Annotated in this window: 1 protein-coding gene (running past one end of the window); it reads right to left on the bottom strand. The window is 72.4% G+C overall.

What is annotated here, in order from left to right; genetic code table 11:
* Positions 1 to 14953, bottom strand: the 5' portion of a protein-coding gene (locus ACZ4U4_RS15540) for a protein-glutamine glutaminase family protein (protein WP_467873737.1). 16259 nt of this gene lie to the left of the window's left edge; 14953 of the gene's 31212 nt are visible here — the first part of the coding sequence; it begins with the start codon at positions 14951 to 14953; its stop codon lies off the left edge, out of view.

Here is a 14953-nt window from a genome sequence, read left to right as displayed (position 1 = left end):
CGGAGAAGCCCGCCGAGTACTCGGCGAGGTCCAGCGTGCTCAGCTCGACGGTCTCCGCCGAGTCCATCACGTCGGACAGCTGCGCCTCGTAGTCCAGCCGCACCTTGCGGTCGGTGAGGACGCCGTCCAGCACGAGGTGCAGGGCGCCCGCGCCGGAGCCCAGGTGCAGCGCGGCGACCAACTGGTCATGGGTGAGGGCCGTTTCGAGATGCAGCTGCGCCTGGTGGAGCGGAACGCCCTGCGCCACGAGCAGATCCCGCGCCTGCGCGCGGACCCGGGCCGTGTCGGCGACGCCCAGCACCCGGTCGTACTGGGTCAGCGTGAAGGGACCGCCGGGCGTCGTCGCCGCGCCGGTGGCCGACGGGGGAACCGCGGTGCTCCCGGCGGGCGCCGGGACCAGCCACCGCGCCTCACCGGTGACCGTCCGGACGGGCGTGGTGTGTGTGGTCGGGGCCACCGGCTCGTGGTGCGCCGCCGCGCTCAGCTCCCGGAGCTTCCTGTTCAGCGCCCCGAGCGGCCGCGGCGGTGCGATCCGCTCGACGGTGACGGAGGTGTACAGCACGGTCCGGTACGTCAACTGGTGGGCGGCGCCCGCGTAGTTGAGACCGGAGAGGATGTACGCGTACGAGGTCAGACCGTTCTTGTCGGTCTTGCTGCGGGAGAACAGCTTGATGCTGCTCCCGTGCGCGACGTTCTCGCCCCAGCCGGTCGACAGACCGAGGGTCAGCGCGGCTTGGGAGCTGTGCGACTCGGAGTTGGTGAAGTCCCGCATGGCGCTGGGCCACAGATCGAAGCCCGCCTGCTCCAGGTGCACGGCGGACAGCGGCGTGACGTTCCCCTCCTCGTCGGCCACCCGCTCGGCGCGCACCTGGAAGCGGATCACCTCCGTGTCCTGGCCGGCCAGCGGCCGCGTCAGGGTGCGGTGGAGCCCGTCCTCGCCGAACAGCTCGGTGAAGCGGGCGTTCAGCGACTGGGTGTGGAAATGCGTGTCGAGGAACGCGTCGAAGGACCGCAGTTCCTCCGCGGTCCACTCCGGCATGCCGGTGACCCGCTCCGCCTCCAGGAACTGCGCGATCAGCTGCGCCCGGATGTCGGTGGGCAGCTGCCGGCCCTCGCTGTTCGTCCGGGTGAGGCCCGACAGGCCCACCGGTCCGTGCAGCCCCGAGCTGCCGTGCGGGGTGCGCAGCTCGGCGGGGACGACCGGCTGCGGCGCCTCGGCCTCCGGGGTGAAGGTGAGGGGCAGCGGCCCGGACACGGCGGAGTTCCCCTCCGCGCCGACGGACTGCGTCTCCTCGTCGATGACCTGGCGGAGCGTCTTCTGGAACGTGTCGGCCAGCTCCTCGGGGACCCGGACGACGACCGTGACGCGGACGGTGTGCTCCCGTCCGACGGGGTCGCCGAGGGGCCGCGAACCTGCCTCGATCTCCAGGTCCAGGAGGAACGGCACGGTGTTGCCGTTGTAGCGCACGGAGTGCCAGCGGCCACCGCCGACATCGCCGGAGGTGCTGAACGACGTGGACGTGCCGAGGTCGAGCGTGAGCGGCGCCGACAGCGCCAGCCACGACGGCAGCTGCCCGGACCCGGGGCCGAACGTCGCGCCGCCGCTGACCGAGAAGCCGCTGCCGGAACTGGTGGCGGCGCCCTGCAGTTCGAGCCAGCGGCTGTTGAGGACGGCGGGGACGGCGGAGGGCTCGCCGATGCGCCGGAAGCCGAGCATCTGCCCCCGCAGGCGGGTGGTGAGGCTCTTGCCGCCGCTCAGCGTCGTCTGCGGCAGCGGCATCCCGCCGTCCAGGATGCGCGGCAGATCGCCGAGGAAATTCAGCTCGTTGATCCGGTGGTGCAGGAACTCGTGCAGCGCGCTGCCCGGCCGGGCGTCCGTGCGGTAGTCGCCGAGCAACCGGTCCCGGATCGCGCCGACGCCGCCGACCTGCTGCGGAATGAAGAAGAACCGCAGGAGTTCGGAGGTGAGCCGGGCGGTCGCACGCGGCCCGGGACGGTCGCCCAGGTGGTGCCACTGCGCTCCCGCGTCGTCGGTGGCGAGCGCCACCAGCTCCGTCGGGAAGGCGACGAGGAGGTCGCCGGGCGTGCTGTGCGTCTGCTCCTGCGGCTGCACCCCGGGGCCGGTCGTGGTGACGACCAGCCGGGCGTCCGCGAAGGAGAAGTGCGACAGCTCACCGCTGAGCCCCAGTGAGGGGTTGCTGTACGCGTTGGTGCTGCGGCTCTGCCCGTAGGACTGCGACGAGGAGAGGCCGAATCCGGCCTTGGGTGTGACGGCGGCGCCGCTCACCGACTGCGGCACCGAGACGCCCACGTTGACGTCGCGGCTGTTGCTCACGGTCTCGCCGGTCCCCGTCGAGCGGTCCGACGCGGCTTCCTGCAGCCCGATGTTCTTCTCGCCGTGCGGGCGGTACGGCGACTCGGTGAGCGAGGCGCGGTCCCGCACGATGCCGGTGATCCGGACGTGGACGGTGTGCTCGGTGCGGCGGGCGCCCGGGACGAGGACGTCCAGCCCGCCGTCGACGAGCCGCCGGGCGAAGTCCCGGGCACCCCACTGCGCGATCATCGCCCGGATCCGGGCGCGCACCGAGGACTCCAGGTGGCCGCGGAGCGTGGCGTCGGTCCGCGGCAGCAGCTCGACGACCAGGTCCGCGAAGGCGGCGTGCGGCTCCGTCGCGGCCCGGTTTCCGGTGTGCTGCCGGGCGTGCGGCAGCCTGGCGCCGTCGAACCGGGCGCCGCGGAAGGAGAGCACGGTGCCGAACATGCCGAGGGGGTACTGCGCGTCGTCGGCGTTGGTGCCGTACGCCGCGCCGAAACCGATCGGCGGGAGCGGCTTGTGGTACAGGTCCGCCAGGCCCGCCAGCGCCTCCTCGTGCGGCTCGCCGGTGCGCGGCGGCGCGGCGACCACGGTGAAGCGTCCCCGGATGCCGGACAGCTCACCGGGGAACGTGTCCGTGCCGCCGTCGCCGCCCCTGCGCAGCGTCGCGTCGGCGTTCAGGTCGAGGGTGAGGACATCGACCTGCCGGCCGGGGAACGACAGTTGCTCCGTCGTGTGCACCGTCCCGCCCCCGGACCGGATCCAGCGCACCGTGCCGTCGAAGTTGGCGGCGTACAACTGGAAGGAGTCGGCGCCCTGTGCGTTCACCACCAGCAGCGAAGCCGATCCCGGGCCCGCCTCGTCGAGTTCCCGCGCGATCTGCGCGGCCATCGTCGACAGCTGGCCGTGCCGGATCACGAAGGCGTCCGCGTACGGCACGTCCCACGGATCCCGCACGACGCTCCCGTTCGTCACGGAGGCATCGCTCTGGGCGTCCGTCTCCGGGTGGAGCGGGGGCGCGGACTGTGTCGGCAGCGCGGTGGCGACGGGCGTCGTGCCGCCCGCCGTCGCGGCGTCGAGCTGCTGCGGGGCGTTCGGGGCGCTGCCCCGGGGCACCGGCAGCGGCACCTGGGCGAGGCTGGGCGGCCCGGCGGGCCGGGTGACGGGCCCGGCGGTGGGGCGGCGGTTCGGGTGGAAGGTCAGGAACTCGCCCCGGTTGCCGTGGGCGTCGGGGTAGACGAGGAAGCTGAACTCCTTGAAGCCCGGGGCAGGCGCCAGCTTGGTGGTGGTGGCCGCGACCTTCATGCCGGTCACATCGGCGATGGTCTGCGCGATCGAGACGCCGTTCTCGTCCTGGGCCCCCGCCTCACAGGCGGCCAGCACGATCCAGGCGTCACCGTTGGTGCGGGCTTTGAGGGCACGGAGACTGGGGCGCTTGCGGAGCTCGCCGACGGCGAACTGCTTCGCGGACATCCGGACCGGCTCGTCGTGGTCCGAGACGAGCAGCCAGCCGTCCTGGGCGTGCAGCAGCGCCAGGTACACCTGGTCACCGGGCTGGTACGGCACGGTGTCGATCGCGTCCTGCGGTACCGCGGGGAAGCCGCCCTTCGACTGCGCCGGGTCGAAGTGCGCGAAGTACGGGTTGGTCAGATCGAGGTCGATGAGCGTCCGTGCCCGGTCGAGGGTCTCCTTCTCGGTGTGGTAGGCCCGGCCGACGGGCTGGTTGGTTCCGGGCGCGACGATCATCACGCTGTCGAGGTCGTCGGCCGCGACGAGGTCGCCGTCCGCCGTCTTGAGCTGGAGCGCCGTGGGATCCGCCTCCTGGACCACCACGGGCCGACGGGGGGCGAGCTTCGCGAGCCACTCCCGCACCACGGGGTCGTCCGACAGGGGCTGCGGCCGCCCGGTGTCCCGCAGCCAGGCCCCGGTCTTCCGGGGGCCCGGCACCGTGGGCCGCGGCGGTCCGGCGGCCTGCGTGTGGTGCTCCGGCACGACGATCTCGCCGTCCGCCCAGTACGCCAGGGCGGCGTCCTGGTTCGCCGCCGGCCCGCCCGTGCCGGTGAGTGCCGGGTGGTCGGACGGCAGCAGGCCGGTCAGCTGAGCCGTCAGGAAGATGTCGTGCTCCAGCAGCCCGTACAGCTCGAGCCGGTCGTACATCCCCACGGCCCAGATCTCTGCGTCCGCCGTCCCCAGGGACTGGTAGTGGCGTTGGGCCCCCTCGTGTGCTTCCCGCAGCAGGTCCCGGAGCTCCTGCTCCATCGTGTAGGAGGTGAGCGAATCGAGCAGGGACTGGTGCAGCGCGTCCGCCTGCCGCATCGAGGTGAACGGAGCGCGCCCCGGGCAGGGGAAGTAGTAGACGGACGGGTCGGTGATGACGGTGACGGCCTGGTTCGAGTAGAGGAGGCCGCCCATGTCGGTCCACTCATGGGGCCGCGCCGCGTGGGCGGCATTGAGCTGGTCGACGACCTGGAACGCCGGGCCCTCGATCAGCGTCTGCGCCTCGGACTGCGACACGCCGATCGTGGCCAGCCACTCCTGGTAGGGCAGTGGCCCCCTCGCCAGTGCCGTGTCCAGCACCGTGAACACGACGGTGCCGTCGTCCAGCCGCACAGGCACGCCGGCGGCGATGTGGTACTGCCACTGCACCGTTCCGGGTGCGCCCGGACGGGCGTTGCGCGCGTATGCCGAACGCACCGTCAGTTGCGGGTTCACCCGGGCGACGGTGATCTTCCGGACGGGCGCGCCCTGCTGGAGGAGCTTCATCGCCGCCATGTGCGCCCGCAGGTAGCACCCGTCCTCCGGGTGCCTGTTGGGCACCGGCAGATCGCCCAGCTCGGGGTGCTGGTACCGCATCTCCTCCAGATACGCGTACCAGGCGCGGGCCTCGTCGAGCGTGGCGGTCTGCCGGGTCGGGCCGTCGCCCAGCAGTACGCCGATGCGCTCCGCGGACCGCGGCGCCACGGCGAGCAGCGTCTCCCGCAGCCCCCTGTCGGCGAACGTCCGGTACGCGTCCTCGACGCCCCATACCTTGCGCAGATCACGCCCGAGGCAGGAGAGCAGATGGAACGTCTGCTCCAGCAGTCCGTGCTCCAGCTGGAAGCGGAGCACCTGCGCGAACGCCTGCACCTGCGGCAGCTGCCACGTCTCCACGCCCTCGGCGGTGTGCCGCAGGTCGATGTCCCAGTCGTCGAGCGGATGACGCGGACCGTAGACATGGGTCAGGACGTGCACCGCGTAGGCCGGTTCGAGCCAGCCGGGCCCCTGACCCGCCCCCTGCGCCACGAACAGCGCCTCGGGCAGGGTGAACTGGGTGAGCTGGAAGAAGGCGCGGTCGAGGGCGTCGGCCTCGAAGGCGTCGGCAGGCCGCGGCAAGGTGTGCACCAGCGCCACCAGCTGCTCGGGCGCGGCGGGCTGCGGCCCGGTGAGCAGGACCGAAAGCTCCAGCGCGGCCCGCTCCGTCTCCGTGAGCGCGGGCATCGGCACGCCGGACGGCTCCTCGCCGACCTGCAGGACCGGCACGTCCGCCTGCACCGGCGGCACGGTGACCGGGCCCGTCGGCGCGTGCACGGTCCCGCCCCCGACCGTGGCCCGCTGGAGGGCCTCCCACCGCGCCGTGGCGTCGGCCAGGGCCTTCCGCACCACGTCGAGCATGGCGGAGGCGTCCTCGACGGCCTGCTCGAAGCCGGCCGTCGCGCCGCCCGGCGAGGTGTTCCTGGCGCTCCGCTCGGCCGCGAGCAGCGCGTCGTACTTCCGCAGCGCGGCCACGACCTCGCGCTGAGCCCGCCGGAGCTCCTGCTGGGCCCGCCGGACCGCGGCGGCACGGTCCCGGGCGGTCGCCGGCGCGTCGGCCGGGTCCTGCGTCGCCGTGGCGGACGAGGGCGCCTGCGGCAACGGTTCGGAGAGGAGCTGCACGGACCCGGTGGCGTCATCGGACACCGGGGGAGCGGTGTGGCCCGACTGCACCCCGGACGGGACGGACGTCTGCCCGGGGGCGACGACGGACCGTCCGGGAAGCGACACCTCGTGCAGGGAGGTGTCCGTCGGCGACTGCGTGGCGGACGGCTTCCGGGTGTGGTCGTGGGCGCGCAGCCAGGACGTGGCGAGGTCGCGCGGCGCCCACAGCGCGCGGTAGACGCCGAAGAAGTCCTCCTGGTGCTCGCGGGCGAGGCGGGCGAGGTCGCCCTCGTCGACCGGGCGGCCGTCGGCCAGCTTCCCGAACGCCTCGGCGGCGGCCCGCAGCGTGCCCGGCGCGTCCGCCTCGAAGTGCAGGTGCGCGGGCAGCTCGTACTCCAGCCGCCGGAGGCGGCGCCCCCAGTCCACCAGGCCGCTGAACAGCTGGTCGGGCTCGGACAACGAGCCGCGGAGCGAGGTGCGGAAAGCGTCCGCGACACGCGTGCGGAACGCGTCGGAGACCCGGCCGGCCGCCTCGTCGTCCAGCGTCTTTCCGGGGTTCGCGGACCGCCAGTCGGCGAGCTGCTCGGTGAAGACCGTGTCCGCCTGCGCCAGCGCGGACAGCTCGGCCGCGGCGATCGTCAGCCGTGACTCCAGCTCCTCGCCGGCGAGCTTCGCGTACGTCGCCTCCCACTCCTCGAAGCTCCCGGGCCCCCAGCCGTGGCCGAAGGTCCGGGCGAAAGCGTCGCTCACCGACGCCGCGAAGGAAGCCCGCACCGACCGCGCCGCCAGCGGCAGCGCCACTTCCGGCGCGAGCCCGGGGAAATGGGAGAGGAACTGCGTCGCGAGGCGGGACGGCTCGCTCAGCGCCGCGACGGTGACGTCGAAGTCCTGCCAGGACCGCAGGACGACGCTCTCGCGCGCCAGCTGCACGGTCAGCCGGTGGGGCAGGGTCTCCAGCACGGCGTGGAACTGCCGCTGCCACTCCGCCAGTCCGGCCGGATCGTCGCCGTGCACCGCGGCGGCGAGACCGTCCGGGACGTGCCGGCGGAAGAGCGCGTCCAGCGCGGCGTGCATCTCCTCACGGACCAGATCCGCACCGCTCCGGGAAAGGCCGGCGTCCTGGGCGCCGAACTTTTCGAGCAGCGCCTTCTGACCATCCGTCAGTTCGGTGGTGAGGTTCTGCAGTACCGCGTCGAACCGCCGGTCGGCGTGGGCGAGTTCCGACGCGAGGTGCGCCCGCAGATCCAGGGCGGCGGGCAGCTCGTCGAGCAGGGCCCCCAGCTGCTTGACACCCAGGCGCAGGTTCCGCCGCAGCCGGTCGCCCTGTGTGTCCTTCTCCGTCGCGAACGTCGTCCGGATGTGGACGTCCAGCTTCTGCGCGAAGTGCGCCCACTCCTCCTGCACGACCTGCTCGGCCGACGCGTCGTCGAGGGCGTGGGCGGGCCCGGTCCGCCCGGCGGCGGGCAGGGCGTGGCGCCAGGCGTGCGCGGCACGGTCGAACGCGGCCCGCGCCTTGCGCAGGGCCTGCGCCCGCGCGGTCTCCAGAGCCTTGTGGCCCTGCAGCGCCTCGCGAATCTCCTGCGGGCCGGAGCCCACCTCACGGACGCGCAGCGCGTCGTCGCTCAGCTGCTGCACCTGCTGCGGCGACAGCTCGTCCGCGTGCTCCGCCAACCAGGTCCATGCGGTCTCGTGGTCCTGCCGGCGGGCCGCGGCGTCCCGGGCCGCCTGGTCGAGCAGCCCCTCGTACACCGACTGCAGCTTCTGCTCGGCCGTCCGCAGCACCGGGATCCGCCAGTCGTCGGCGGGGACGTGCGAGGGCACCGGGGTGTACATGACGGTCTCGTCGTCGGGCTGCGGCTGCTCCCGCAGCTCGGCGATCCGGTGCAGCTCCCGCATCCGCGCGGCGAACGTGTCGGTGATCTCGTCCAGGGTGTGCGGGGCGCGCTCCAGCTCTTCCCTGGACTGCGTCCGCAGGGCGTGCTGTTCGGCCTCGAACCAGGTGACCGTCGACTCGCTCCAGCGATGCCGGAGCGGACCGGAACCGGCCGTCCGCCGGCTCAGCTCCGTGTCGAGATGCGACATCGGCTCGGCGAGGTCGGTCAGGCGCAGCGCGGCGGCCCGGAACGCCTTGGTCACCGCGGGCGCCGGCCCCTGGGCCCGCTCCTCGGGCGTCTGGGCGGACCGCAGCTCGACGTACTCCTGCTTCAGCTCCGTCAGGTGGCTGTCGTACCAGCTCCGGGCGGTGTGGTCCCAGTGCGGCTGGTGTGCGTTGAGGTTGTTCTCCCAGAGCTTGTGCTGGATGACGCCGGGTCGCGCGGTGAGCGGGCCCGCCGCCAGCGCCTGGCGGAACTCGTCCTGCAGGACCTGCCGCTCGTGCCACTTCTCGTAGGCACGCTGCCACTTGGGCAAGGTCGCCTCGGCGGCGATGCCGGCGGCCTCGCTGTCGGCCTTGCCGTCCTGCTCGACCGCGTGCGCGAAGTGGTCGGTGAACTCCTGCTGGATCCGGCGGGCGGCCGAGGTCTGCAGGAAGCCGGGGTGCGCGTTGCCGGACCGGAGCTGGGAGTAGTGGTCCCAGGAGCGCTGCCGGACGGAGCGCTGCCCCTGGGCCCCGGCCTCCCGGACCGCCTTTTTGCCGGCGTGCTGCTGAAGGTCCCGGGAGGTGGCCGGGGACTTCTGACCGACGGCGGTCTGCTGTACGTCCTGGACCTGCTCCTGCGCGGTGCCGTGCTGCGCCGGGTTCTGTTCCTGCGGGGTGAGGTGCTGCGGCTTCCGGTCCGCGGTGAGCTGTTCCGGCTTCCGGGTCCCCGGGGTCTGCTGCTCCGAGGAGGGCTGCCGCGTCGGGGCGGTCTCCTTCTCAGGGGCGTGCCGGAGCGGCGCCTGCTCCTGGTGCGTGTGCTGCTGCGCCCCCGCGGGCTCGGGCTCGTGCACCTTCTGCGGGCCGGGGGAGTGCCGGGTGGCTCCGGGGGAGCCCGCGCCGTCCAGGCCGCCGGCCGCACCGTCCGGCCCGCTCTTGGCCGCCGGCGTCGCCCCGTGCTTCTCCCACTGCTCCGCCCACCGGAGCGCCTCCGCCGCCCGGACCTTCTCGGCGCCCTGCCGGAACGCGTCGACGGTGTTCTTCTCCGTCGCCAGCCACGACGTGAGATCGGTGGCGGCGGGGTGGCGGAAGTGGTCGTTCAGGGCCACCCAGTCGTCCCGGAAGGCGGAGACGACATCGGCGCTTCCGTGCCAGTCCGGGATATGGGGCACGTCGTCGAAGGCCGAGTGGCCGCCGAACCTGCTCTCGAACACCTCGCCTGCCTCGACGGTCGCGTCATGGCGGGCCGCGTCCCGGTCGAGGTGCGCGTAGCGGTCGCCGAAGAGCGTGTCCGCCTCGTTGCGCCACTCGCGGAACGCGGGGTCCAGCTCACCGCCGAGCAGTGTCCGCCGGCCGGTGCGCAGCTCGCCGAGGTGCACCTCGGCGAGCTGCTCGATCTTCGCGGCCAGTTCGTCCGCGACGCGGGTGTAGGTGGCCTCGTGGTAGTCGCCGAGGAGGTCGTTCTCCACGGCGTTGCGGGTCTTCGAGAGGTGCGTCTCGACCTCGATGTGGTACTTCACCCGGTTGGCGAGCGCCCGCTCACCGAGCATCAGATCCGCGGCCCCGCGGGCCTCCTGCACGGCGTTGTCGACGGCGTGCGGCGCCCACTTCTCCCCGCGGATCGTGCCGAAGGCGTCGTTCACGGCGTCCGCGAGGTCCTTCTTGAGGCTCTCCAGGGCCTTGGTGAAGGGCGCGTCGGCGGCGCCGATGTCGTGCCGGAGGGCGGCGTCCTCCAGCTTCTCCTCGATCCCCGGGAGCACGTCCTGCTCCAGGCGGAGGTGTTCTTGCAGCCGGGCGGTGGGGCTGTGCAGCGCCTGGTCGACGGCGTGCGGCCCCGCGACGCCGTCCGCGCGGAGCTGCCGCAGGTCCTTGTACGCGTCCAGCAACTGGTCGCGGACGCCGAGGCGCCAGCTCTCCCGGCTGCCGTCGTTGCGGAAGGCATCGCTGCCGATGTCCGCGCCCCGCTTGCCGGCGGCGGCGTCGTAGTGCTTCATGAACGCGTCGGTGCGGGCCTCCACCTCCTTCGCGAAGGCGAGACGGTCGGCGGGGTCGCCCAGCTCGTGGAGATCGGCCGGCGACAGTTCCTTGCCGCCCGCGGCGTCCTGCTTGGCCTGCAACTCCGCGGTGTACTTGGACTTGACGAGGTCGACGAGGTCCTTGGGCAGCGGCTCCTGCCGGTACGCGGGGCCGGACAGGTGGTCATCGAACGCCTTGGTGACGTCGGTGTCGTGCGCCGCCCCGCGGGCCCGCGCGTCGAAGCGCTCCGGCAGGCCGTCGATGAGCTTCTTGTGGACGTCCGCCCAGGAGTCGATCAGGGACGCCGGCCCGGCCTTGCCGGGGACGGGCGCCTTGACGAGCTTGTCGAACTCGGCGTGGAGGTCGGCCGTGACCTCGTCCAGGACGGCCTTGATGTCCGCGGCGGCCGGCTTGAACTCCGGAAGCCCGCCCAGCTCACGGAAGTCGGCCGTCGCCTTCGCCTCCGCGAGGGCGGCCTTGTCCACGGCGCTCAGCGGCGTCGTGAGCCGCTGATCCAGGGGCTTCCAGCCGGCGGCGGCCTTCTCCACGTCGGAGGCGAGCTTCGACAGATGGATGTTCCGCTCCTCGGACACCTCCAGTACGTGCTGGTAGTGGCCGAGCAGCTGATCCTTGGCCACGGCGTGATCGGCGGCCAGGGCGGGGTGCGGGTAGGACGAGCCGTGCGGGCCGGGGGGCGTCCAGCTGCCGCCGTTGAGGTGGCCCTCCGCATGGACCGTGTCGAAACCGGACAGCCACTCGTGCCGGAAGTCCGCCTTCATCCGCTCCATCACGGCGGCGTCGAGGTCGTTGCGGCCGCCGGTGAGGTCGTGCCACGCCTGCTCGGCGTCGCGGCTCACCTTCGGCAAGTGCTCGGCGGTCTGCGCCAGCTCGGATGCCGACTTCTTGATACCCGTCAGGTCCGTGTCGAGGCGGGACAGCGCGTCCTTGACGTGCGCGCCGGAGTAGCCGGTGCCGCCGAGCCCCTTGCGGACGTCGGCCACCGCGTCCTTCGCGAGGTCGTGCAGCCGGGACCGCACCCAGTCGCCCTGCCCGCCGAGATCCTTCGCATGCGGCAGGGATGTGGGGCCGTGGGGGTCCCACAGGTCGTGGGCCTCGGCCTCGAACCGGAAGCGGTCGGCGATGCTCCGGTCCAGCTTGGACAGTCCGGACGCGGTCCCGGCCGAGAGGTCCGACGCGTCGGTGCCCACCGGCTTGCTCTTGAGGTCGGCGAGCAGCTGCTCCGCGTCGTTCTTGAGGGAGGCGTGGACGCTGTCGGTGTGCTGCAACCGGCCGGCGAAGCCGTGCCCGAGGTCCTTGAAGGAGGCGTTCAGGAGCGTGTCGTCGAGAACGGTCGGCAGCTCGGAGACGAAGTGCCGGACGTCCTCCGTCGCCTGTAGCTCGGCTTCGAGCTGCTTGACGATGGTGTCGTGCTCGGGGCCCCACTTCTTGAGCGCCTTGTCCTCGGCGGCCTTGAGGTCCTTGCCGCTGAGCTGGGGGGTGAGCTTCTTCGGCAGCGGCTTGTGGAGCGCCTTGGCGCCTTCCTCGCCGGCCATCTTCGCGAAGTGGTTCCGGGCGCCCTCGTGGTAGCGGTCGGCGAGTTCCTGCAGGTCGCTGTGGGACCAGCTGGGGTCGGTGTCCCGGGCCGCGGCCAGCCTGCTGTCGATGTCCTTGTGCGTCTGACCCAGAATGTCGTCGAACGCGTTCTTCCGGATGGTCTCGTCGATGATGCCGTGCTTGAGGTCGTCGGCCATCGAGGTGAACCGGTCCCGCGGGTCCGGGACCTGCCAGTGCGGCTTCTCCTTCAGCGGCGCGGAGGAGGCGTCCGCGGCCTTTTCGAGGCCGGCGCGGTACTCCTTGACGGCGGAGGCGGCGAACTCCTCGTCGAGGCCGCGCCATTCCCCCCTCGCCTTGTTCACGAGGCCGTCGATCCGGTGCTCGAACTCCTCCTCCAGGCGGTACAGCTTGGCGCGCCCGCGGTAGGTGTCGTTCATCTTGTTCAGCTCGCGCTGCCACTGCTGCTCGGCCTTGGTGACCTGAGCCGTGGTGACATCCGGGTTGTCGCGGAGCTTTCCGAAGATCTTCTCGTGCGTGGCGCGCAGCTCGTCCACGGCCTTGTCGAAGACCGTCTGCCGCTCGGCGGTGTCCAGGTCCTGCAGGGCCTTGGACGTCTTGGCGGTCTTGGCGAACTGCTGCTGCGCCTTCTTCAGCCCCGCGTGGAGGTGTTCCTTCGACGCCAGGTCCTTGACCTGATCCGCCGCCCGCAGCTTGTCGGCGAAGTCCTTCTTCACCGAGCCGGTCACGTCATCCCACTTGGCCTGTTTCCTGGCCGCGGTGAACTTGTCCGCGAGCTTCTTGGCGGCGGACGGCCCCGCGTGCTCCTTCGCCGCGTTGGCCTGGGCGGCTTCGCCCGCGTCGTGCTTCGCGGCGGGCCCGGCGTGTCCCTCGCCGGGGGCGCCCGACCCCGACGCGTGCGAGGCGGTCTGCCGGTCGGCGGTGACCTTCTTCTCGCCCTCGGCCCCCACCTCGTGTTCCTCGGCGGCCTTCTTCCCGGAGGACGCGGAGGTGTGCTCGGTGTCCCCGGCGGAGGCGTTCGTCTCGGCCTTGGTTTCCGCCTTGGTACCGGCCTTCGTTTCGGCCTTCGTTTCGGCCTTCGGTTCCGTCTTCGTCTCGGCCTTCGTCGGCGCGTGCTCGCCGGTCTTGTCGGCGGCGGTGCCCTTCGACGAGGTGTTCGTCGCCGAGGTCCCGGACTGGGTCTCCTTGGTGGTGGCGGACGCCTTGCCCGTGTCCTTCGCGGTGTCCTTCGCGGCGGCCGATTCCTTCGCCGCCGAGTCCTGAGCGTGCTGCTTCTGGGCGGACGCGCTCTGGTTCTGCTTCTCGGACGCGCCGGTGTGGGTCTGTTCCGTCTTGGTGGCGTTGCCGGTGTGCTCCGACTTCGCGGCGCCGGTCTGGGCGTTGTCGGTCTTGACGGCGCTGGTGGTGGACTCCGTCTTGGCGGCGCCGCCGGTGGTCTCGGTCTTGGCGGCGCCCCCGTTGACGTTCTCCGTCTTCGGACCGCCGGTATGGGTGGCATCCGTCTTCGCGGTGCCGCCGTTGATGTTCTCGGTCTTGGCAGTGCCCCCGTTGACGTGCTCCGTCTTCGCCTGCTGGACCACGGACGTCTCGTGGGCGCCCTTCTGGGCCTGGCCCCCCACCGAGACGGCCTCGTCCCCGGCCTTCACCGGCGTCCCCTCGGAGCCGGTGTGCTGCTGGTGGGTGCCCTCCTCGCCGACGCTCGTGTCGGTGGTGTTGCCCTCCCCGGCGGACTTCTTGGGGGCGTGGTCGACCTGCTCCGACGTCTTCGTAGGCGTCGGGGAGTTGGTGGAGTGCTGCCCCTCGGCCGGGTTGCCCTTCGCCGTCGGGGTCTGGCTGTTCGGGGCGTGCTCGTTCGCCGATGGGTGCGTACCGGACGGCTTGTTGGCCGTCGGAGTGCCGGTGCTCCCGCTCGACGAGGACGGGTGGGCCGTCTCGTTCGGGGGGGACGTCTTGGATGTGACGGGGGTGTGCTGCCCGCCGACGGACGACGAGGTTTCGGCGTGGGCCGGGTTCGGGGAGGCCGTCGTCTTGGTGGGCCCCGTACCGCCGGTGACCGAGGTGTCGGGGCGGGTGGCGTTCGGGGTGGGGCGTCCCGGCTCGACCGGCGCCTTTCCGCCGACGGCGCCTCCGTTGGGCGGGGCGGAGACGTTCTTCGGCCCGTTCGTGAAGGTCTCGCCGGGCCCGCCCTTGCCGGGCGTGGCCCCGTTGGGCGCGAACGGCGTGTTCTCCGCGTGGCCGGTGATGCCCTTCGCGCCGCCGCCGGGCGGCGTCATCGAGCCGGGCGACTTGAGGGTCGGGTTGACGCCCCCGGCGAAGCCGCCGTTGGGCGCGCCGGCGACCCCGCCGCCGTGGGGCGTGGTCATCTCGGCGGGCTTGATGTCGGGGGCCTTGACCGGCGAGCCGCCGTGGGTGAGGTCGCTCAGCCCCTGCTTCGCCATTCCGACGCCCTTGATGCCGGGGCCGATGAGGCTGCCGGCGCCCGCGAGGCCCATGTTGACGGCCTCGCCCTTCCACCATTCGCTGCTCCCGAAGTCGGGCATGGCGGTGCCGGTCACGGCCGAGGCGAGCGCCTGCGCGGCCATGTCGAAACCGATCTGGGCACCGGCCTGGATGGCCACGTCGGTGACGATGCCCGCGGCGAAGACCGCCGCCGTGGCGGCGCCCTCGATGACCGCGCCCATGGCCTCCAGCACCGCGGTCATCGCCGCGACGATCGAGCTGAGCGGCAGCAGCACCGCCAGAGTGACGGCGGCGACGGCGGGCAGGATGAACTCGATCAGCGCCTTGATCGACTCCATCTGCGCCTCGTGCAGCTCCTCCGCCTGCAGCTGCTTGATGTAGTCGCCGAACGCATTGATGTTGTTGCCGACCTGCCGCGCCTCGTCCACGGCCACCTGCATCCGCGTGTTGTGCAGGGTGTTCCAGGCGTCCTGGACGACGTTGTTGGCGTCGCCGCTCCACTGCATCCCGTGGACGGACGCGTCCATGGCGGACATTTCCTCCCACAGCTGGTCGCTGAAGTCGATCCACGCGTTGCCGAGCGCGTAGATGCTGTCGGTGACAGTCGGATCGGGTTCGTACAT

The organism is Streptomyces sp. NPDC029159, assembly GCF_055564055.1.
This window is presented reverse-complemented; position numbering and strand designations above follow the sequence as displayed.